Origin of the sequence: Marinobacter sp. (genome assembly GCF_044799475.1) — a bacterium.
In the GTDB taxonomy this organism is placed as follows: Bacteria; Pseudomonadota; Gammaproteobacteria; order Pseudomonadales; family Oleiphilaceae; genus Marinobacter.
In genome coordinates this window covers 2,362,799-2,384,385 of sequence record NZ_CP085217.1, presented here as the reverse complement: position 1 = coordinate 2,384,385, position 21,587 = coordinate 2,362,799, and the positions used below count along the sequence as shown (strand labels likewise).

The window sequence follows — 21,587 nt, the reverse complement described above, 5'->3', positions numbered from 1 at the left end:
GATTAGCCCTCGATTTCGATACGGGTCAGATTGTCTCTGAGAATCGGACCGTATTCATATTTACCCGGGCACACGAAGGTGCACAGCGCCAGATCTTCTTCGTCCAGTTCCAGTGCGCCGAGCTTCTGTGCCGTTTCGGTGTCCCCGACAATCAGTGACCGCAACAGCTGGGTTGGCAGAATATCCAGGGGCATGACGTCTTCATAGGCACCCACCGGGACCATGGCCCTCTCACTGCCGTTGGTGCTGGTGGTCATATCGAAGAGACGGCCCTTCATGAGCTTTGAAACATAGATATTCAGCTTCGAATAGCGCCTGGGACCCGGAGACAGCCAGCCCAGGAACTCACGTTTGTAGCCCTCTTCCAGCACCGAGACCTGGTTGGCAAAGCGGCCGAGATAGGCGCAGGGACCCGCCCCGCGCCGGCCACCGAAAACGGAACCGGAGATCATGCGCACTTCGCAATCGGTTGCCACTTCGCCTTCAAGCAGCTCAGGCAGACTGGCACCGACCCGGGTGCGAACGAGACGGGGTTTCACGGCCCTGGGGCCGCCAATGGCAACAATTCGGGCCACAGGCAGTTCGCCAGTAACAAACAGTCCGCCAATATCAATCACGTCCTGGTAGCCGATGCTCCAGACCACCTTGTCGCCGACAACCGGGTCCAGATAATGGATGTGGGTTCCCACATTGCCCGCCGGATGCACACCATCGAACTGCTGGACCTCGATACCGTCCGTTTTGGGAACCGGCACATCAGACCCGGGTTTGCCCGTCACGAATACCTTGCCGGCAGTCAGCCTGGACAGAATCTGCAGCCCCTGCTCAAACGCAGCCCGGTTCTCATTGATGATAACGGTTGGATCAGCAGCCAGTGGGTTGGTGTCCATGACAGACACGAAGATGGAGTGTGGCGCCGAATCGATTTCCGGGACCTTGCTGTAAGGCCGGGTACGGAGTGCTGTCCACAAACCTGACTCAAGAAGGTTGTCGACTACCTGCTGACGCTCAAGCCCAGCCAGGTCGGATTCGCTGTAACGGGCGAATGTCTCGGCCTCGTCACCGTCGATTTCAATCACAATCGACTGGAAAACGCGCCTCTCGCCACGATTGATCTCCTTTACGACACCTGCGGCAGGTGAAGTATAACGAACGCCCTCGGTCTTCTTGTCCGTAAACAGCAGCGACCCGCGCTTGACGCGGTCCCCCTCTTTAACAGCCATCGTCGGCTTCATGCCGTTATAGTCAAAGCCGATCAATGCCACGTGGCGAACGGGTTTGCCTTCGGTGATGGTCTGTTCAGGAGCGCCACTGATGGGAAGATCCAGGCCTTTTTTGATCTTGATCATTAGCCTCATCCAATCATCAGAAACTTTTCGATGGATTTGTAACGCCGGATCCTGAAGGCGTCGCTTGTCTCTATGGCTTCGGCCGCTTTTGAGGCTATGGAGATAACCCTGACGAACCGTGAGGAACTGCGCTGTCTGCGCTCACATAAAGAAGCGAAGATACGGGATTCGAACGTACCTGAAATCGCCGCAATTATAGAGGCTGGAGCCCTGCATTTCCACCAGAACCAGCTCGACTTTGTGCCTAAACGTAAGGATCTTCAAGTACGGAGGCGGAATGCACGAAACAGAAAAACCCGGATGGCATGGGATCCATCCGGGTTTATTTCCAACGGGTCACCAGTTCAGCGACCAGCCAGCCTGTCAGTCGAGAAGCTGGTCCGGGCGCTCCCGGCTGGGGAATATCGGATAACTCACGCCGGCCATCTGGCTGACCACGCGAATAACCTGAGCACTGTACCCGGCTTCATTGTCGTACCAGACGTAGAGGATGAGGCGATTACCAGCGGTGATGGTCGCCTGGGCGTCGACAATGCCTGCGTGGCGGGAGCCAACAAAGTCCGTTGAAACAACCTCTGGCGAATTGACGAAATCAATCTGCTTCTGAAGCTCGGAATGCAGCGCCATCTCCCGCAGGTATTCGTTAACCGCATCCACGGACACTTCACTGTTCAGGTTCAGGTTCAGAATCGCCATGGAGACATTCGGAGTCGGAACGCGGATGGCATTGCCAGTGAGCTTGCCCTTGAGTTCGGGCAGGGCCTTGGCTACAGCTGTCGCGGCACCCGTTTCGGTAATTACCATGTTCAGGGGTGCACTGCGTCCACGACGGCTACCCTTGTGGTAGTTATCAATGAGATTCTGGTCGTTGGTGTAGGAGTGGACGGTTTCAACATGCCCATCCACAATCCCGTACTCATCATGAATCGCCTTCAGAACCGGCGTGATGGCGTTCGTGGTACAGGAAGCGGCAGACAGGATGCGGTCGTCGTCAGTAATCCAGCCGTGGTTGATGCCGTAAACAATGTTCTTGATGTTGCCCTTGCCCGGGGCGGTCAGCATGACCCGGCTAACACCTTTTGACTTCAGGTGGCGACCCAGGCCTTCTTCATCACGCCAGATACCGGTATTGTCGATCACGATGGCATTGTTGATGCCATAAGAGGTGTAATCCAGGGTATCCGGCCCGTCCGAGTAGATCACCTTGATGTAGTTGCCATTGGCGATGATGGCGGAGTCCTGGGTGTCGATCGAGATGGTTCCGTTGAAGGAGCCATGGACAGAATCCCGCCGCAGCAGGCTCGCCCGCTTCTCAAGATCGTTTTCAGCGCCGCCCTTGCGGACAACAATCGCCCGCAATCGCAGGTTGTTGCCGCCACCGGCTTTCTCAATCAGGATCCGCGCCAGCAGGCGTCCGATTCGGCCAAAGCCGTAAAGCACGATATCCTTGGTGTCATTTTCAGCGTTTTGCGCAGACTCGGCGCTGAACTGACCAATCACTTCACCGATTTCCCGGCGCAGAAACTCCTCAACCGGCTCGGATGCATTCTCGGCCCGGTATTTGACGGCGAGCTTGCCGATATCAATATGGGCACAGCCCAGTTCCAGCCGATCCATCGCCTCAAGGAAGGGGTAAGTGTCGTGGACGGACAGCTCGCTGTTCTCAACCTGACGCACATAACGGTGGGCACGAAGGATACCGATGACCGACTGGTTGATGATGGCCCGGCCATAAATGGAGGTCACCACATTGTTTTTCCGGTAAAGGCGACCGATCAGCGGGATCATGGCCTCTGCGGTAGACTCCCGTTCCGTCCAGTCGGACAGGTGCTCATTCATCTGTTCGTGACTCACGCGTAAACCTCGCAGTTAGCACAGGAAACCTGTTGAATAGACGAACTCTATCAGAGCCAACAGGCTATCGGAAAATTGGCTGCGCATTATCTCGCTTAATCTTGTCAGGCGCAAATAGCGGGCGGGGAAACATTGGCCGCAGAACCCGCCATGACAGCGTCATCCCGGCCCGTTAGAATAAGCACCCACAATTCATCCGCCCGGGCGGAACGGCCAGCACTGGCCAGATCCCGGCAGGAGCATAGCCTTACCCATGAGCCAAGGTACTTTTCAGGATCAGGCCAATCAGGATCAGCCCGGCACCCAGCCGACAGCCCATGCCACCGTGGCGCCGACTGGCCATCTCGTAGCGCCCGATTTTCCCGACAAGGCGGGCGAGCATCGGATCTGGAGCAATCTTCATGGCAGCAGCGAAGCACTGGCCATTTGTGAAACCGCCAGGGCACACCGGGGCCTGACACTGGTCATCACCCGCAGCACAGATGAAGCGATTAGGCTGGAACAGGCGATGCGTTTCTATCTTGGCCTGTCATTCGACGAGGATCAGCCGGCTATCAGCGCTGACGGGCTTGAGGTCTTATCGCTGCCGGACTGGGAAACCCTGCCCTACGACATGTTCTCCCCCCACCAGGACATCAGCTCCCGCCGGATCCGGACCCTGCACCGGCTACCCCGAACGGATCACGGTGTCCTTGTTGTGCCTGCCCGGACCCTGATGCACCGCCTGCCGCCGGTTGCCTATCTGCAGGGCAACACCCTGCTACTGGAAGTGGGCCAGACCCTGCATATTGACAGCTGGCGTCTTCAGCTGGAAGCCGCTGGCTACAGGCATGCGGATAACGTATACGAGCACGGCGAATATGCGGTGAGAGGCGCGATTCTGGACATCTATCCGATGGGTGCCACCCTGCCCTACCGGATCGACCTTTTCGACAATGAGATCGAAACCCTGCGCACCTTCGATCCGGAGACCCAGCGCTCCATTGACCGGATCGACAGCATCGAACTTCTCCCGGCCAACGAATTCCCATGGCACAAGGAAGCCAGGTCTGCCTTCCGGGGACGCTGGTTTGAGCAGTTCCCACGGGCTGACAAGGCCGCGCCCATATACCAGGATGTGACTCAGGGAATCACCCCGCCCGGCATCGAGTATTACCTGCCGCTGTTTTTTGATTCAACAGCCACCCTGTTTGACTACCTGCCGGCCGCCACCCGGGTATTCACCACGCCGGAGCTCGAACAGTCCGTGGACCAGTTCCAGGCTGACGCCCATGCCCGCTATGAAGATCGCCGGCACGACCGTTTCCGGCCGATTCTTGAACCGTCCCAGCTGTTTCTGCTCAAGGAGGAGCTGTTCAGCCAGCTGAAACACTTTCCCCGGGTCACCCCCCGGGCAGAACCTCTGGAGAAGCCGGACAGCCGCGAGGTCCACTGTCCTGCGGGCAGCCTCCCCAATGTGGCGATGGATGGCCGCGCTTCAGATCCCGCCCGACGCCTGCGGGAATTCGTGCAGGCCTTCGACGGGCGGGTGCTGATCTGCGCAGAATCGTCCGGCCGCCGGGAAGCCCTGCTGGACAGCCTGCGGGATAATGAGCTGGGTGCGGAGGCAGTCGACAGCTGGGAGGCGTGGCTTAACGATGCCGGCCAGCCGCTGTACATCACCATCGCTCCCATGGAAGAAGGGCTTCTTCTGCCTCAACAGGGCATTGCCCTGATTACCGAGACCGCCCTTTACGGCGAGCGGGTTCTCCAGCGCCGGCGGCGGGAAAAGCCTACGGAAGTCAATGATGGCGGTTATCGCGACCTTTCCGAGCTCCGCATGGGAGCCCCGGTTGTGCATATCGACCATGGAGTGGGCCGCTATCAGGGCCTCGAAACCATAACCCTTGAGGGGGAAGCCACGGAATTCCTGAAGCTGGAGTACGCCGGCAGCGCCAGACTTTACGTTCCCGTGTCCAGTCTTCACCTGATCTCCCGTTACACCGGCAGCGACACCGATAATGCGCCCCTTCATAAACTGGGCACCGACCGCTGGAGCCAGTCCAAACAGAAAGCCCTGGAGAAGATCAGGGACACGGCGGCTGAACTGCTGGACGTCTATGCCCGCCGGGAAGCACGCAAGGGTTTCTGCTTTGAGGATCCCGGCGAAGCTTATCGCGCCTTCGCGGCCGGCTTCCCGTTTGAGGAGACGCCGGACCAGCAGGCGGCTATTGAAGCGGTCATGGAGGACATGACTGGCGAGCGCCCGATGGACCGCCTGGTCTGCGGAGATGTAGGCTTTGGCAAGACCGAGGTGGCCATGCGCGCCGCCTTCCTGGCAACCTTTTCCGGCAAGCAGGTGGCCGTGCTGGTACCTACCACCCTGCTGGCCCAGCAGCATTACGAATCTTTCCGGGACCGCTTTTCAGATACTGCGGTCAGTATCGAACTGCTGAGCCGCTTCCGCAGTACGTCCCAGACAGCCAGCGCCATGAAAAACATCGCCGAAGGGAGAGCCGACATTGTCATTGGCACCCACAAACTGATCCAGGGTGATGTGAGATTCAAAAATCTCGGTCTGGTAATCATCGACGAGGAGCACCGGTTTGGTGTCCAGCAAAAGGAGAGGTTCAAGGCGCTGAGAGCCGAGGTAGACCTCCTGACTCTGACCGCGACGCCTATTCCCCGCACCCTGAACATGGCCATGGGGCACCTTCGCGACCTTTCCATCATTGCCACTCCGCCGGCCCGCCGGCTGTCGGTGAAAACCTTTGTCCGCCAGCGCGACGAAGCCATGGTGAAAGAAGCCATCCTCCGGGAAATTCTCCGGGGCGGGCAGGTCTATTTTCTCCACAACGAAGTCAGCACCATTCAGAAGACCGCGGAAGATCTCCGGAAACTCATTCCCGAGGCAAGGGTCGGAGTGGCCCACGGCCAGATGCGGGAGCGGGAGCTGGAGCAGATCATGTCGGATTTTTACCACAAACGGTTCAACGTGCTGGTCTGCACCACCATCATCGAAACCGGCATCGACATCCCCAGCGCCAACACCATCATCATTGAGCGAGCTGACAAGTTTGGTCTGGCCCAGATGCACCAGCTCCGGGGCCGGGTCGGACGATCCCATCACCAGGCTTACGCTTATCTGCTCACGCCACCGCCGAAAACCCTCACCAGCGACGCCCGCAAACGTCTGGACGCCATAGCCGAGGCCCAGGATCTGGGAGCCGGCTTCATGCTGGCCACCCATGACCTTGAAATCCGGGGTGCAGGTGAGCTGCTTGGGGAAGAACAGAGCGGCCAGATTGAAAGCATCGGCTTCACCCTGTACATGCAACTGCTGGAAGAAGCCGTGACCGCCATTCGCGAGGGGCGAACTCCCAATGCCGAACTGCCTCTGAGTCATGGCACCGAAATGAACCTGCGCATCCCGGCGCTGATTCCGGACGACTACCTGCCAGATGTGCATAACCGCCTGATGCTGTACAAGCGAATTTCCAGCGTTGCTTCGAAGGAAGCACTGAGAGAACTTCAGGTTGAAATGATTGACCGCTTTGGCCTTTTGCCGGAACCTGCCAAAAATCTGATGCGTCAGTCCGAACTCAGACTCCAGGCCGAAGCCCTTGGCGTTACCAAAGTGGATGCCGGCAAGGAATGGGCCCGACTGGAGTTCGGCAGTACGACCCCGGTTGATCCGCTGGTGCTCGTCAGGAAGGTTCAGCAGTCCCCGGACCAGTACCGCCTGGAAGGCGCAAACAGCTTCAGGTTCCGGCTGAAGGATATCTCAACCAGTGGTAAACTCGAGGCCGTTGCAAACATGCTGAACCAGCTGACGCCGGCTTGAAGCTTGAACGTTGAACCCTGAACAACCCTGAACAAGAGACCCGCCCGAGCTTTTGCCTGCAGAACAGGCCTGAGATCGCGGCTCAAACGCGGAGAACGCCACTTGCGATCCACAGGCATTTCATGTTCCGGCCTTACGCCACTCACCTTCATCTCCGGACTCATTCTGGCGCTGGCATCTTCTGCCCTCACCGCCCAGGAGCGGGAGCAGGATGAGGAGCGCCACCTTTACCGAGCTGAAATCGTGGTGCTTGAGCGCAGGATTGATCCCAGCCAGGTAGAAGAAAGGATGGCGGGGCGGATCCCGCCATCGCCCCCGGAGATCGAGGAAAAACTCTGGGTGGTCCCGGAAGACGGAGCAGCGGAAACCACCCTTGAACTGGTCCCCCCGGAGCGGATGCACCTGAGCGAGCCTGCCCGGAGGCTTGAAGGAAGTGGCCGATACCGGGTGCTGGTCACTGCCGCCTGGCAGGAGGATTACCCCCCAGACCACAAGGGAGAGCCCATGCGTGTGGCCGTCGGAAACTGGCTAGCCGACGCCCAGCAGAGGGAAATCGAGGGCTACATCAGCATTGACCGGCTGCGCTTCCTGCATGTAACCGCAGCCCTGAATCACTGGCAGCCGGCACCCGTACCGCCTGTCACACCCGAGCCACTGCCGCCATGGGCTCCGGGTCAGGTGGTGCCTGTTCCCGGCAGCCAGGGGCTTCTGTGGGATGACCCACTGATTCTGTCCCGGGCACTGGTTCAGCCCCTGGAACTGGTTACCTGGCTTCATGAAACCCGCCGGATGCGAAGCGGGGAAATCCACTTCATGGACTCCCCCACCATTGGCGTGCTGGTGTACTTCAAGCGGATTAGGGACGCGGGTGCCCCAGAGGATGAACCGAGCGCTCCAGAATAGCTCTGATGCCTGCCATGCCCTCATCAATGGCGGCCTGAATCTCCGCCATGGTGATGATGTGGTCGGACTTGCCGGCCGCCCAGTTGACCACCAGACCCAGACACACATAATCCATGCCCAGTTCTGCTGCCAGTGCGGCCTCAGGCATACCAGTCATGCCCACAATGTCACAACCGTCACGCTCCATCCGGAGCACTTCAGCGGCGGTCTCCAGCCTTGGCCCCTGAGTTGCACCGTAAACCCCGGACTCTGAGTAACTCAGCCCCAGATCCAGGGCGGCGCGAATCAGCTCCTGACGTCCCCGGTCACTGTAGGGGAAGGTGAAATCTATATGGGTCACCTCCTCCAGATCACCTTCGTAAAAAGTATGTCCTCTGCCCCAGGTGTAGTCGATCAACTGATCGGGAATCACGATATGGGCCGGCCCCATCGCCGGATGGATGCCGCCTACTGCGTTCACGCCGACCAGCGTTTTGACGCCCACTTCCTGCAGGGCCCAGATATTCGCCCGGTAATTGACCTCATGGGGCGGAATTCTGTGGGGATGACCATGTCGGGCCAGGAACACCACCTGTTGGCTGCCCAGGGCACCAAACACGAGGGGAGCTGATGGCGACCCCCAGGGTGTCTCAATGATCTTTTCACCGGAAATTTCCAGACCCGACAGGGTGGTCAGGCCGGTTCCGCCAAGAATGCCAATTGGCGATGGCTTATCTGTATTCATTGTGCGGCGTCTCCCTCTTCAGCCGGGCTTTCGCCCTCGTCCCCTTTCTCGGTACGCTGGCCCCGTTTGTCCACGGAGGCTTTTTCTCTGGCTGCTTTAGCGGTTTTCCTGCGGCCAGAATCCGTCTGACGATCAGCAGCCTTCTGTTTTAACTGGCCCTCTTGCTCCTCCTGTTCCTCCTGGCCTTCCTGCGGGTCCCGCTCTGCGGTCGAAGCCAGCCTGAGAGTTTCCGGCACATGCAACGTGCGGGTCGGGAAGGCCACCTCGGCACCATATCCTTCGATGATATCGCTGATTCTCAGCAGCACGTCCTGTTTCACCTCATGGAACTTCACCCACTCTCTGGTGCGGGTAAAGGTATAAACCATGATATCCAGAGACGAAGCATTGAAGGCCAGGAAATTCACAATGAGGGTCTGGCTGGAATCGATTTCTTCGTGCTGGGCCAGCATCGAACGGATGTCCCCCACAATGGAGGCCATCTGGCTCACGTCCGCATAGCGGATGCCAATCGTCTCGGAGATGCGCCGGTTAGTCATCCGCGATGGATTTTCCACGGCAATGGTGGTGAACACAGCGTTTGGTACGTAGAGCGGACGCTTGTCGAAGGTCCGGATAGTGGTCAGCCGCCAGCCGATTTTTTCCACAATCCCTTCTATATTGCGGTCAGGAGACCTCACCCAGTCTCCCACCTTGAAGGGCCGGTCAAGGTGGACAATAAATCCGCCGAAAAAGTTCGCCAGCAGGTCTTTGGCTGCAAAACCCACGGCAATGCCCCCTACGCCACCAAAGGCCAGGACGCCGGACATGCTGTAACCGAGGGTCTGCATGATAATCAGGATGGCGGTAATAATGAACACCGCCCGCAGCAGCTTGCTGATCGCTGTCACTGTATCGAAATCGAGGGGGTTTTCCAGTTTGACTGGCGAAGCCAGAATCTGCTCTCCCTGCTTTATCAGCCCGAGGAGCGTCCACACCAGTAACCAGATAAAGCCCACTTTCAGGAGGATGGCATTGGCGGAGAATATCTCCGCCTCAGAATAGCGATAGGCTATCTCCGCAGCCCAGTAGATACCCTGCAGCCAGACGAACCCAACAGCAGGCTTGCGCGCAGCGTGCAGAAGAGCGTCGTCCCAGAGATTCTTGCTGCGCATCAGACGGATTTCGAGGCGGTGTATTATCCAGCTTGCCAGAAACGCCACCGATGCTGTTGCCATCACCATCAGAAACACCACAATGGTGACCCGCCAGAAACGGGACAGCAGGTCCCAGTTCTCGATATATACCTGAAGGGCTTCGGGTGCCTGCTCAATCATGAATATCTACTGCCTCGCACAAAGGATGATTTTCAGTGCCGGAAAACAGGGCACTAACTCAGCCATGAATAAGCACAGGGGTGCCCGGCTGGACCAGATCAAACAGCTCAATCACATCCGTATTGCGCATCCGGATGCAGCCGTGGGAACGGGGAATGCCCATGGGCTCTGTTTCGGGTGTGCCGTGAATGTATATAAACCGGCGGAAGCTATCGACACCCGGGCCCCTGTTTCTGCCCCATTCGCGTCCGCAGAGCCAGAGAATACGGCTCAGTATCCAGTCCCGTGATGGCTGCATCCGCGCTAGTTCGGGGGTATGAATCTCACCGGTAGGTCGCCGTGCAATGAATACCGTGCCAGGAGGCAAGCCCCGGCCTACCATGGCGCGAATATAGTGCTGACCCCGGGGGGTGCAACCTGAGTCCTGTGCCTCACCTGAGCCACTGAGGGCAGAAGACACATGCCAGATGCGGGGAGCAGAATCGGATCCCCGGTACAAAGTGAGAACCTGCTGATCAAGATCGATGTCAATACGGGGGACCGGAGCCGGGCCGACAGCCATAACCGTTGCTCTTGCTGAAATGTCGTAACGTCGCGCTCAAGAGACTAACTGACGGCCGGGTATCAGGCAACCGAGGGCCTGGTGGACGAGGCTCCGTGCAGCTGATCACTGGCCTGCAGACCGGCGGCAAGGAAGGGCACAAGACGGCGGGCAATGTCCTGCATGGAACTCTCGACGCCCAGCTTGTTTTTCAGGATATCTCTCAGCGCATCGCTACTGGACATGGTGAATGCTGTGGCGCCCAGCATGAACTGAATCCGCCAGTAGCGCTCCACTGCGGTGAGCTGGGGTGTCCCCTCCTTGAGCAGGCGCATGAACCGGCCAAATGGTTCGCTGTACTCCTCCTCGAGAAACCGCCGCAGGTGTCCCTGGGACTGGGTATAGGCCAGACCCAACAGCCTCATGAAGATGGAAATTCCCTTCTCATTGCGCTGGGGCATTCTCACCGCACTCTCGGTCAGGGCAGTGAGTGTCTGCTCAAGTGTCGGCGGCTTGCCTTCACACTGGCGTTCAAGATCATCAAATGCCCGGTCCAGGGTGGCGGAAAAAGGCGTAAGAAAACGTGCAAACACGGCTTGAATCAGGGCGTTCTTGGAACCGAAATGGTAGTTTACCGCTGCAAGGTTCACATTGGCTTTGCTGGTAATCATGCGCAGGGATGTCTCAGAGAAGCCCCGCTCTGCGAATAGCTCTTCCGCCGCATCCAGAATCCGATCGACCGTGTCCGACTGTGCCATAACTCTTACCACGTGATTCACCAAACGTTTGTTTTAAACATACGTTTGAGACTGCTTTATGTCAAGGTAACAGACATGCGTGGGCCCAGAGTAGCGTATCACCCAGCTACGCGCTTCTTTTCCCGGGAGCAGAAGGGCTCTGTTCGTTAAAAAGGTTTCAGGCCTCCCTCGATGCAGGGGCACCGGCAGCCGACTCCCACCCCTGGTCAATGGCCTGCTGGTGACCTTCGAAATACGCATTTTCCAGTCGGCCGTACGCCTTTTCCGCCTCAAGCAGATAGATCAAATACATTCGGATATGTTCCCGCCGCACAAGCGCCCTGGCAAGCACCCTGCGTTCAGACAGATTGATCAGACCGGTAAACCGCGAGGAGCGAACAGCTGGATTGAATTCGGCCATGCGGGCACATTGCCAGACCAGCCCCGATTTACCCTCAAGGTGCGCAATGTGCTTTCGGGCATCCTGAAGCAGTCTCCGGCGGAGCATGACCAGTTCAATGTGGGACATCCTGCTGGTGAACAGTCGTCTGATTCCGGGCACACCGGCAAGGGCCATTAGCACACCAGCTCCGAACCCTCCACCAGCGACCCAGGCCGGCACGAACCCTGACATGCCACTGAGAAAGATCAGAGCAGCCAGGGTGACACTGAAAAGCCAGAGGTCGCGGTTGCGACGGGCGGCAGCAAGAGTGTAGCTGTCCGGCCACTCGGGCATGGCCAGCAGATCAAAATCCAGCAGAAGCACACGGTCACACTGCCGCAGCAGTTGCCGCAACCAGCGCTGGCGCGAAGCCGTGTGCTCGTGATCCGTGGTGGCCGGGGCATCGTCAGCAATGGGTTCAGCCTGGGGTTCTTCCGCAGACGGCCTGTCTGACGATTCCCCCTGACTGGCCGCGACGGCATTACCAGGCGGTGCTTCAGTGAATTCAGCCTCCGGGGCCGACGCCGTGGCGGCGACTGGACGCACCGGCGCCTGTGCCGGCAGCGCATCGGCGGGGCGACCACGGCGAAGCACTGGATCGTTCGGGGTAGCCACACGTTCCCGGCTCTGCATGTTATCTGTTTCAGCCATGGTCTCTTCCAGCAGAAGGGCATGGGATTCCGGCGTCCGGAATTGCACCCTGTATCTGTGTATCGCCTGCAACCGCATTTTCTTGAGGACAGTTTCGGGACCAGCCAGCCATACCGTGACTTGGCATGCATCGCAGGGGCCGTTATTCTTGGCCAGCCCGCGCCGGGTGACATGGTTCAATCAGAGGGAAAAGTATGTTCACAGGTATTGTCCAGGGTATTGCCACCATCGACTCGCTCACTGCAGATGTCGGGCTTACCACTTTTAACGTCCGCTTTCCCGGGAACCAGCTCGAGGGCATTTCGATCGGGGCCTCCGTTGCCATCAACGGTGCCTGCCTGACAGTCACCCGGCAGCACGGGGACTGCCTGAGTTTTGATGCGATGCAGGAAACTCTCGCGGTTACCACTCTGGGACGGCTGAAGGTCGGTGATGCAGTCAATTTCGAGCGCGCCGCCCGCATTGGCGACGAGATAGGCGGGCACCTGCTCTCCGGCCACGTTCATACCAGAGCCCGGGTGGTGGAGATCGAAAGACCTGAAAATAACTGCACCCTGTTTTTCGAGGTCCCCTCTGAATGGTCCCTCTATCTTTTCCCCAAGGGCTACATTGCCATCAATGGCGCCAGCCTGACCATCGGCAGGGTTGAGGGCAACCGCTTCAGTGTCCACCTGATTCCCGAGACTCTGAGGGCCACCACCTTTTCCGGGCTCCAGGTGGGCGATGAGGTCAATATTGAGATCGACAGCCAGACCCAGACCATCGTTGATACCCTGGCCCGGCTGGGCTACGACCGCCCTGCGCCCTGAGCGCCTGCCTCAAAAACCACAAAGCGGGGATCCGCATCCAGCTGGGCGACCTGGCCAAACCAGCGTCTCAGGGTGCGGTGATATCCCAGATGGCGGTTGCCCACTACCAGCACCCGGCCTCCGGGCCGGAGGCTCTGACTGGCCTGCTGGAAAAGCCGCATTGCAATGTGATCCCCCACCACCCCCGCCTCATGAAATGGCGGATTCAGCAGTATCAGATCAAAACCGCTATCGCCGGCCGGCACTCCGTCACAATGGTCGACTGAGACCTCGCGGCCCGGAAAATTGAGCGCGGCGTTGTGGCGGACACTGACAACCGCCTGGCTGGACACATCGGAAAAGGCGACATCCAGTCCCGGATGGGCATGCAGCGCAGAGAGGCCCAGAACCCCATTACCACAGGCCAGGTCCAGCAGCCTGGCCCCCTCGGTCTGCTCGCTGGCCAGTCTGGCAACCTGTGGAAGCAGCAGCCGGGCGCCAATGTCCAGCCGGTCCCGGGCGAAAACCGCTGGCAGGCCTTCAAGGCGTAAGCCGGAGTCCGGCAGATGGTACCCCAGCCACTGGCCAGACCAGCCGGCAAGCGTTTCTTCGCCCCCCTTGCACTGGATGACCCGGGCCTTTTTCCGGGCGGGAAAAACCGACTCTGTCCCCACCAGCTCGCCAAACACTGCGGCGCTGCGATCGGGAATGTGCTTGATCATTCCCCCAGCCAGTATCCGTCCTCCGGGGGCAAGAGCACTGTTGGCCCAGCGTAGCAGCCAGGAAAGGTAATCTGCCTGACGGGGTATTCTCAGCAGTATCAGGTCGAAAGGGCCTTCCGGCGGACTGAGCCAGCTTTGTGCCTTCATGACTGGCAGGCCATTGAGCGGGCCGTTGATTTCCAGTCCTGAATTCAGCATGGCGCTGTCGGCACAGGGCTGCGGCCGGAAGTCAGCAAGTGCCAGGGACAGGGCGCCGAAACTGTCATCAATCACCGCCAGGCGGCAGCCTTCAAACGCCAGGTTTCTGGCATGTTCGATCAGTTGTTCATCGGCGGCATCCCATGCTCTCAGGCCCTCAGCAGCGCCGGGGCGCACGAGCCTGAGGCCTCCCTGAGGCAATTGCAGTACGTCCATTTGTCAGTCCAGAGATGGGAATTGTTGGAAAATCGGATTTTAGGCTGATTATTCTAGAAATTAACCCTATTGTTGGTGATATGAGTTCAACCCATGTCTCCGGTTGGTCAAGGTTGCAGCCATTGAACTGGGCGCAACCCTTCTTCGCCCCTTACCCCAGGGGCTTTTTTTCGTCCGCATTTTACGTACCAGAACTCAGAGACATCCGGATTTCACAGAACGCCCAGCCTCAACGTGTTCCCCGGCGACTCAAGGAACCAGAAGGGTGCTGCGAATAGTTCAGCTCTGTGTGCGGCTCGCCTTGTAGACGGTAAAGCCCCTGGCACCACCCACTTTCTGACAGAAGCCGATATGCTGCCGAATCAGGCTTTCGTATGGAAGAAAACTGTTGGCCACGAGGATCAGCTGACCGCCAGGTTTGAGATGACGGGCCGCCTGCTGCAGGAAACTTGCCGTCATGGACGTGTCTGTTTTTACCCCTGTGTGGAAGGGGGGATTGGTCACCACTGTCTGATAGGAACCCAGGGTGTCGGGGAGGCCGTCAGAAGGGATTATGTCGCCCTGCACACCATTGCGCTGGTATGTACGGCGGGCACAAAAGACAGCCTGTGACTGCACGTCGACCCCATCAACAGTAAGCCTGCCCTGACTGCGGGCATGCAGCCAGGCTCCAACAGGCCCCGCCCCACACGCAAAGTCCAGCACCGGGCCCTGAAGCTTCATTTCAGCCAGGCTCTCCAGCAATACTCTGGTGCCTTCATCCAGGCGACCATCACTGAAAATCCCCGGCAGACCCGCAACGTCCACAGCCGTTCCCGCAACCTCAAATGAATGCCAGCTCAACCGGGCGGCAATATCGAAATGATCGGCAGCTTCTCCGTTTTTTCCAGCAGCAAGCTGCGGCTGGGCGAGCCAGACCTGACAGTGGCGGGCGCTATCGAGCTTGATGGCATCAGACGCCAGTTCCCTGAGCTGCCTGATGCCGCCGGCAATGCCCTCTCGCTTCTCGCCGATCAGCAGAATACGGCCACCGGTGGCCAGCAGAAATTTTGCCAGGTCCAGCCTGAGTGTGAGTTCGGAGCGGGCCTTGGGCAGGAAAACCACAGCTGAATCGGCCATACCCGGCTGCAGAGCCGGATCGTCATAACCGAAGGCGGGCTGCCAGCGGAGATGCCCTTGCATCTGACCGAAAACGCCGTGGTGGTCCGTCATCGCCAGACCGCCGTCGGGAAGAGCAGCCAGAAGAGCAGGATCGGTGACGCCAATCAGTGCCAGGGTGCCGGAGATGGATTTCCGGTTCCGCAGCAGAACTTCATGGCTGTTGGGGAGACTCTGGGGGGAAGCCGACATGCTGCTCAGCCCCGGATTCTTCCGGCGCGGACAGGCCGGGCAATAAGCTCTTCAATACTCTGGCGCTGAACAGCTTCCAGATCGCTTTCCGAGGTGATGCACAGGCCAAAGTCACGCAGCAAACCATCGGCTACGTCGTAAACCCAGCCATGCACGGAAAGCGGCTGGCCGCTGGCCCAGGCCTGCTGGACAATGCTGTTCTGGCAGACATGGCCCACCTGTTCCACCACGTTGAGCTCGCACAGACGGTCCACCCGGTCATTTTCCGAAGGCAGGGCGGCCAGAGCACCGGCGTGTTTGTCCCGCACGTCCTTGACGTGACGCAGCCAGTTGCCGATGAGACCAAAGCCACCGTCAGTCAGGGCCGCACGGACGCCACCGCATCCATAGTGACCCACCACCATGATGTGTTTGACCTTGAGGACATCCACCGCATACTGGAGAACCGAGAGGCAGTTGAAGTCGGTATGGACGACCACATTCGCCACATTGCGGTGTACGAACAGCTCCCCGGGTAGCAGGTCGACAATCTGGTTGGCGGGCACCCGGCTGTCTGCACAGCCGATCCACAGGTACCCGGGCGCCTGCTGGCGGGCAAGACGCTGAAAAAACTCAGGATCTTCTTTTTTTATGCCCTCCGCCCAGGCCTCATTTCTCTCAAGCAGATCTTCTAACACACGCATACTGACTCACTCCCGCCAATGGTCACCGGCACGCGGCCCGGCTCCGACATGGCCGCTGGCCAACCAGCGGGCCCGGGGTCGCTGCTGAAGACGACCCACGGGGCGAGATTGAACGGGATTTGGCCGCCAAAGGCAATACTCAAGGAGTCGGAGCCTCCTGGCTCTGCTCCGGCATCGGCACCAGAGGAGCATGCAGAGTGCTCTGGGCCAGATCCAGCAGTTCCCTGAGAGCCACGGAGAACATGGCGTATTCGGGTTCGCGCACACTTCGGAGTTCTGCGAGCATGTCTTTCCAGCGCTCGACCATGGGCTGGTACTGCTTCATCCAGGCATCAACGCACTGGTTTACATCACCCGTGCTGCCTGCCATGCGGAGCACGCCGGCTGTCAGGGCTCTCTGCTGCCAGTCCAGATCTTCCCGGAAACTCTCCCGGGCCAGTGCCTGCCAGTGGGAACTGGGGGCAAGCTTCGCAATGGCATTGGCGAACCAGTTCAGGTCCAGTTTCTCCCCCAGGCTGTAATACAGGTTGGCCACGGTTTTCAGGGATACGCTGGTGGCCTCACTGGCCTCGATAATACCCAGGGCCGCATACAGATAAGAGGTGCCAGCCAGCACACCGGCGAGATCGTCCGGGATATTCTCTTCGCGGAGGGCGTGGTAGTACTTCTGCCATTCCGCTTCCGCGTGCCCGCCAAGATATTCCGGCAGATCCGAAGTAATAAGTGAAATGTTGTCGCAGAACCTGTCCATGTGGGACTGGATGTTGAGCTCACTGCGGCGGTTGCGGAGCAGCCAGCGCACTGCCCGACGGATCAGCCGCATGAGGTCATTCATCAGACGTATCTGCAACTGCGCCGGGACCCTGTAATCCAGAGCCTCAATTCTGTCCCACCAGGTATCCAGGCGAAAGACGTCACGGGCAATGATCCACGCCAGAGCGATTGCGGGTGCCGAGGCCCCGGTGGACTGGGACAGACGCTCCACGAAGGTGATGCCCATGTGGTTGACCATGTCATTGGCAACCTGGGTGGCTATGATCTCCCGCCTGAGCTGATGATCGTGCAGCTCAGCAGTGAACTTTTTGGTCAGCGCCCCGGGAAACACCTTGTACATTTCCCTGGTCAGATCCGGATCGTCGGGAAGACTGCTGTTGACCAGGACCTGTTTCAGATCCCCCTTGACGTAAGAGATCAGCACAGAGAGCTCGGGCCGCGTCAGGCCCTGCTTTTTCGCCTTGCGCTCTGCCAGCATTTCTTCGTCCGGCAGGAATTCCAGTTGCCGATTCAGCTTGCCCTCATTCTCGAAGGCGTTCATCAGCCGGCGATACTCCTCCAGCCGGTTAGCGGCATCATAACTGGCAATACTGATGGCCTGGGTCTGGCGATAGTTATTCAGCAGGACAAGCTCAGAGACTTCATCAGTCATTTGCTCCAGCATCACATTGCGCTGTTTTTCGGTGAGATCACCGGCAGCCACCACGCGGTTCAGGAGGATTTTCATGTTCACTTCATGGTCGGAGCAGTCAACACCGCCGGCATTGTCGATAAAGTCCGTATTGAGACGTCCACCCTGGAGCGAATACTCGATTCGTCCGAGCTGGGTCATGCCAAGGTTGCCACCTTCGCCCACCACTCGGCAGCGAAGTTCGCTACCGTTAATCCGCAGGTTGTCATTGGCCTTGTCTCCCACATCAGCGTGGGACTCCTCAGTGGCTTTGACGTAGGTGCCAATGCCGCCGATCCACAGCAGGTCCGCCTGGGCCTTCAGAATGTGGCTGATCAGCATGTTCGGGGGCACGCGATCCGACTTGATATCGAGCAGCTTTTTCATCTCAGGGCTGACCGGAATGGATTTGACGTTGCGACTGAAGACGCCTCCCCCCTCGGAGATCAACTCGCTGTTGTAATCCGACCAGGCCGAACGGGGCAACTCAAACAGCCGTTTGCGTTCAGCAAAACTGCTGACCGGATCCGGACTGGGGTCGATGAAAATGTGCATATGGTTGAATGCGGCCACCAGCCGGGTCTTGTCGGAGCGCAGCAGGCCATTGCCAAACACGTCCCCGGCCATGTCGCCGATACCGATTACGGAGAACTCATCTTCGGCCGGATTGATACCCAGTTCCCGGAAATGACGCTCAGCCGAAACCCAGGCACCTTTGGCAGTGATGCCCATTTTCTTGTGGTCGTAGCCCTGGCTGCCGCCAGACGCGAAGGCATCACCCATCCAGAAGCCATACTCATCCGCGAGACCATTGGCGATATCGGAAAACGTTGCGGTGCCCTTGTCAGCCGCAACTACCAGGTAGTGATCATCGTCGTCATGGCGGATCACATGCTGTGGCGGCACAATTTCACCATCTACAAGATTGTCGGTTATGTCCAGCAGGCCCCGGATGAAGGTCTTGTAGGCCTTAATCCCCTCTTTCTGGAACGCATCCCGGTCCGAGGGACTGGGCAGCTTCTTGGCCACGAACCCGCCCTTGGCTCCAACGGGCACTATGACGGCGTTCTTGACCTGCTGGGCCTTGACCAGCCCAAGGATCTCGGTTCGATAGTCCTCAAACCGGTCCGACCAGCGCAGCCCGCCACGAGCCACCCGGCCACCACGCAGATGGACCCCTTCCACCCGCGGCGAATAAACAAAAATCTCGAACATGGGTCTGGGCAGAGGCAGATCCGGGATACGGGAGGGGTCGAACTTCAGACTGATGTAGGGCTTAACGTCTCCGGCGGCGTCGGGTTGGTAATAGTTGGTTCGAAGAGTGGCCTGCATGAGCTCGAGAAGCATGCGCAGGACCCTGTCTTCGCTCAGGTTCTCAACCTTGTCGAGGCCGGCGTTGAACTCCAGTTCCAGCCTCTGCTGGGCTGCCTGGCTCTTGCCGCTGCTCTGGTACTTTTCCGGGTTGAAACGGACTTCGAAAAACTCCAGCAGCACGGCGGTCATCGAAACATGCCGCACCAGGGTGTTGGCAATAAAGGCCTGGCTGTTCGAAACCCGGATCTGCCGCATGTAACGGGAGTAGGTGCGGAGCACCGCAATCTGCCGCCAGCTTAGATAGGAGGCCAGCACCAGGCGGTTGAAGCTGTCGTTCTCAGCCTCCCGGTGCCAGACCCGGTAGAACAGATCCTCAAGGATCGGTTTGATCCTGTGGATATCAACGGTCGCTCCGCTGGATGCCCGGAGAGAAAAGTCATGGATCCAGATGACTTTGTCGTCGGCGTCCCGAACCTCGAACGGATGCTCGCCGATGACCCGGAAGCCCAGCTTGTCAAAAACCGGCATCACATCGGACAGTGGCAGCTGTTCATCGGGATGAAACAGCTTGAAATGCAGCATGGTTTCATCTTCTTCCAGCGCCCGGTAGAAACTCATTGTCAGGCTTCTGCCACCACTGGCCACTTCAGTGATGTGTTCCAGATCTATGGCTGCACGCCGGGGTGAAAATGCATCCTGATAACTGGCAGGGAACGCCGAATGGTAAAGCCGCATCAGGTCGTTTCCACGTTCCTCGCCGTAGCTCTCATGTAATGCTTCCGCCAGTCCGTCGCGCCACGACTGGGCCAGGGCAATCACCCTTTTTTCGATTTCTTCCTTCGGCAACTGCCGGTTTTCCGCCCTGGGTACCCGAATGGTGAACTGCACGCGGGCAAGCACGGACTCCGAAAAGTGAGTGACAAATTCAACGTCCTCTGCAGCGAGCATTTCCCGCAGCACCTTTTCCACCTTCAGCCGCAGTTCCGTGTTGTAGATGTCCCTGGGGAAGAAAGAGAGACAGGTCACGAACTGGCCGTAGACATCCTCCCGCATGAACAGCTGGATCTTTCTTCGCTCCTGGATATACAGGATATCCAGCGCGGTTCTGTAGAGCTCGTCTCTCTCAATCTGGAAAAGCTCATCCCGGGGGTACATGGTCAGAATCTGATCCAGCTCCTTGCCTGCGTAATCCTCCTTGAGAAATCCTGAGCGTTCCAGAACCGCCTTGACCTTGCGACGGAGCAGCGGAATCTCGTCCGGTCGTTCGTGGTAGACACGGGAGGTATAAAGCCCAAGGAACCGCCGCTCGCCAATCACTTCTCCCTTGTCGTCGAACTTTTTCACCGCGATGTAGTCCGGGTAGGCGGGCCGGTGAACACGGGAGCGCTGGGCGGATTTGGCAAAAATGAAGATATCATCGGTGCGGGTCATTTCATGCCGGGTCCGCTTCGGCAGTTTATCCAGGCGCACCTTGTCCGCACGCTCGTTGGTGACCTTCAGAATGCCGAGCTCCGAGCCGGGCACCCGTTCCACTATCACACCCTGCTTGCCTTTGACGAAGTCGTATTCGTCGTAGCCCAGAAATGTGAAGTGGTCCTCCGCCAGCCATTTCACAAAGGCGCGGGCCTCTTCCAGCTGCTCCCCCTCGATCTTTGCCGTAGTGCTTTCAAGTTCTTCGACAATCTCCTTCGTCTTGCTTTTCATGACAGGGAAATCGCCAACCGCAATGCGTACTTCGTGCAGCACCTGCTGCAGCATCTCCTCCAGTTCGCGCCGGTCGGCATCATCGCCGTGGCGGTCGATCTCAAGTACGATCAGTGCTTCGGTGCTCGCCTTTGCTGATTTCTGGCGCCCGCTGTGCAGTTTTTTGAGCTTGCCACTGGCGTCCCGTTCCACCTGCAGTACCGAATGATAGATACTGTGAGTGCCAATTTCCCGATGGTTGATGGCGATGCGGACTGAATCGATCAGGAACGGCATGTTGGGATGCAGTATGAAAATCACCGAATGGGTGGACTGCCAGCCGTCACTCTCCAGATCCGGATTGAATACCTTGACCGGCGTTTCATCGGGTTTCCGTTTCTGAAGAAACTGCCAGGCCGCGAGAACGGAACCATAAACATCGGAGAACCGTCGCTCCAGCAGTTCCTCCAGAGGGAGGTGGGTAAAATGCTGAACGGCAAAATCGCTGATTTTTCTGGCTTCGGTTTTCTCAATCTTCTGGCTGAAAGCATCGGCCAGCCTTTTAAAGAATTCATCCTTGCTGGCCACAGTCAGCGTATTCATAGTCATCCCCACTCATTGCCCTGTGCGTGAAAGTATCGTTATTAACAGTACCGTAATTAAAAGTATCGTAATGAACAGGGGCTCCAGCTGCCGGGCAGCGCCACAGGCCCCTTTGAACCACGCCGGTTATGGCGCTGACTGGAATAAAATCCGGCGCCATCACAACAGCATAGTCAAACCCTTGATTTTTGCCCCCCAGACACAAAAACTGTGGCGACGAAAAACAGACGATTCGGGAGAATCCTC

General features: G+C 58.4%; 14 protein-coding genes. 3 read left to right on the top strand and 11 right to left on the bottom strand.

What is annotated here, in order from left to right:
- Positions 1-2: 2 nt before the first annotated feature.
- Together LG327_RS11085 and LG327_RS11080 are read right to left on the bottom strand one after the other, a co-directional pair.
- On the bottom strand, positions 3-1,349 hold the full coding sequence (locus tag LG327_RS11085; RefSeq protein ID WP_404361873.1) for a Na(+)-translocating NADH-quinone reductase subunit A: 1,347 nt from the start codon (positions 1,347-1,349) through the stop codon (positions 3-5).
- Between the two features lie 363 nt (positions 1,350-1,712).
- Positions 1,713-3,203 carry a glyceraldehyde-3-phosphate dehydrogenase gene (locus tag LG327_RS11080; RefSeq protein WP_404361872.1) on the bottom strand — a complete coding sequence of 497 codons (1,491 nt, stop codon included), beginning with the start codon at positions 3,201-3,203 and terminating at the stop codon, positions 1,713-1,715.
- Positions 3,204-3,456: 253 nt separating this feature from the next.
- On the opposite strand from LG327_RS11080, the gene mfd reads away from it, so the two are divergent.
- Positions 3,457-7,026, top strand: coding sequence for a transcription-repair coupling factor (mfd, locus tag LG327_RS11075; RefSeq protein ID WP_404361871.1), 3,570 nt, complete (start codon positions 3,457-3,459; stop codon positions 7,024-7,026).
- Between the two features lie 102 nt (positions 7,027-7,128).
- Positions 7,129-7,929, top strand: coding sequence for a CsiV family protein (locus LG327_RS11070; protein ID WP_404361870.1), 801 nt, complete (start codon positions 7,129-7,131; stop codon positions 7,927-7,929).
- Here the strand turns inward: LG327_RS11070 and LG327_RS11065 are convergent.
- The 5 genes from LG327_RS11065 to LG327_RS11045 all read right to left on the bottom strand — a co-directional run bounded on the left by LG327_RS11065 (position 7,883) and on the right by LG327_RS11045 (position 12,340).
- On the bottom strand, positions 7,883-8,653 hold the full coding sequence (locus LG327_RS11065; RefSeq protein ID WP_404361869.1) for an S-methyl-5'-thioinosine phosphorylase: 771 nt from the start codon (positions 8,651-8,653) through the stop codon (positions 7,883-7,885). The genes LG327_RS11070 and LG327_RS11065 overlap by 47 nt on opposite strands.
- A complete protein-coding gene (locus LG327_RS11060; RefSeq protein ID WP_404361868.1) occupies positions 8,650-9,969 on the bottom strand; it encodes a mechanosensitive ion channel family protein in 1,320 nt (439 codons plus the stop codon). The genes LG327_RS11065 and LG327_RS11060 overlap by 4 nt, the downstream gene beginning before the upstream one ends.
- 58 nt (positions 9,970-10,027) lie before the next feature.
- Positions 10,028-10,531, bottom strand: coding sequence for a L,D-transpeptidase family protein (locus LG327_RS11055; protein ID WP_404361867.1), 504 nt, complete (start codon positions 10,529-10,531; stop codon positions 10,028-10,030).
- Positions 10,532-10,593: 62 nt separating this feature from the next.
- The gene (locus LG327_RS11050; protein ID WP_404361866.1) at positions 10,594-11,268 is read right to left on the bottom strand and encodes a TetR/AcrR family transcriptional regulator; all 675 of its coding nucleotides are present in this window, start codon (positions 11,266-11,268) and stop codon (positions 10,594-10,596) included.
- Positions 11,269-11,425: 157 nt separating this feature from the next.
- Entirely contained in the window at positions 11,426-12,340 is a 915-nt protein-coding gene (locus LG327_RS11045) for a hypothetical protein (RefSeq protein WP_404361865.1), read from the bottom strand.
- Between the two features lie 194 nt (positions 12,341-12,534).
- Here LG327_RS11045 and LG327_RS11040 point away from each other — a divergent pair, with 194 nt between their 5' ends.
- Positions 12,535-13,149, top strand: coding sequence for a riboflavin synthase subunit alpha (locus LG327_RS11040; RefSeq protein ID WP_404361864.1), 615 nt, complete (start codon positions 12,535-12,537; stop codon positions 13,147-13,149).
- Here LG327_RS11040 and LG327_RS11035 read toward each other — a convergent pair.
- The 4 genes from LG327_RS11035 to LG327_RS11020 all read right to left on the bottom strand — a co-directional run bounded on the left by LG327_RS11035 (position 13,128) and on the right by LG327_RS11020 (position 21,341).
- Positions 13,128-14,264 carry a methyltransferase gene (locus LG327_RS11035; protein WP_404361863.1) on the bottom strand — a complete coding sequence of 379 codons (1,137 nt, stop codon included), beginning with the start codon at positions 14,262-14,264 and terminating at the stop codon, positions 13,128-13,130. The genes LG327_RS11040 and LG327_RS11035 overlap by 22 nt on opposite strands.
- 279 nt (positions 14,265-14,543) lie before the next feature.
- Complete coding sequence (locus tag LG327_RS11030) at positions 14,544-15,614, bottom strand: methyltransferase (protein WP_404361862.1); 1,071 nt, start codon at positions 15,612-15,614, stop codon at positions 14,544-14,546.
- Positions 15,615-15,619: 5 nt separating this feature from the next.
- Positions 15,620-16,297: a carbonate dehydratase gene (can, locus tag LG327_RS11025; RefSeq protein WP_404361861.1), complete on the bottom strand. Its 678-nt coding sequence runs from the start codon at positions 16,295-16,297 to the stop codon at positions 15,620-15,622.
- Positions 16,298-16,436: 139 nt separating this feature from the next.
- On the bottom strand, positions 16,437-21,341 hold the full coding sequence (locus LG327_RS11020; RefSeq protein ID WP_404369358.1) for an NAD-glutamate dehydrogenase: 4,905 nt from the start codon (positions 21,339-21,341) through the stop codon (positions 16,437-16,439).
- Positions 21,342-21,587: the final 246 nt, after the last annotated feature.

What these genes read in the sequence shown, in the direction of transcription:
- LG327_RS11085 (WP_404361873.1), bottom strand. Translation starts at nt 1,349, where the DNA reads ATGATCAAGATCAAAAAAGGCCTGGATCTTCCCATCAGTGGCGCTCCT.
- mfd (WP_404361871.1), top strand. Translation starts at nt 3,457, where the DNA reads ATGAGCCAAGGTACTTTTCAGGATCAGGCCAATCAGGATCAGCCCGGC.
- LG327_RS11065 (WP_404361869.1), bottom strand. Translation starts at nt 8,653, where the DNA reads ATGAATACAGATAAGCCATCGCCAATTGGCATTCTTGGCGGAACCGGC.
- LG327_RS11060 (WP_404361868.1), bottom strand. Translation starts at nt 9,969, where the DNA reads ATGATTGAGCAGGCACCCGAAGCCCTTCAGGTATATATCGAGAACTGG.
- LG327_RS11055 (WP_404361867.1), bottom strand. Translation starts at nt 10,531, where the DNA reads ATGGCTGTCGGCCCGGCTCCGGTCCCCCGTATTGACATCGATCTTGAT.
- LG327_RS11050 (WP_404361866.1), bottom strand. Translation starts at nt 11,268, where the DNA reads ATGGCACAGTCGGACACGGTCGATCGGATTCTGGATGCGGCGGAAGAG.
- LG327_RS11045 (WP_404361865.1), bottom strand. Translation starts at nt 12,340, where the DNA reads ATGGCTGAAACAGATAACATGCAGAGCCGGGAACGTGTGGCTACCCCG.
- LG327_RS11040 (WP_404361864.1), top strand. Translation starts at nt 12,535, where the DNA reads ATGTTCACAGGTATTGTCCAGGGTATTGCCACCATCGACTCGCTCACT.
- LG327_RS11035 (WP_404361863.1), bottom strand. Translation starts at nt 14,264, where the DNA reads ATGGACGTACTGCAATTGCCTCAGGGAGGCCTCAGGCTCGTGCGCCCC.
- LG327_RS11030 (WP_404361862.1), bottom strand. Translation starts at nt 15,614, where the DNA reads ATGTCGGCTTCCCCCCAGAGTCTCCCCAACAGCCATGAAGTTCTGCTG.
- can (WP_404361861.1), bottom strand. Translation starts at nt 16,297, where the DNA reads ATGCGTGTGTTAGAAGATCTGCTTGAGAGAAATGAGGCCTGGGCGGAG.
- LG327_RS11020 (WP_404369358.1), bottom strand. Translation starts at nt 21,341, where the DNA reads ATGAATACGCTGACTGTGGCCAGCAAGGATGAATTCTTTAAAAGGCTG.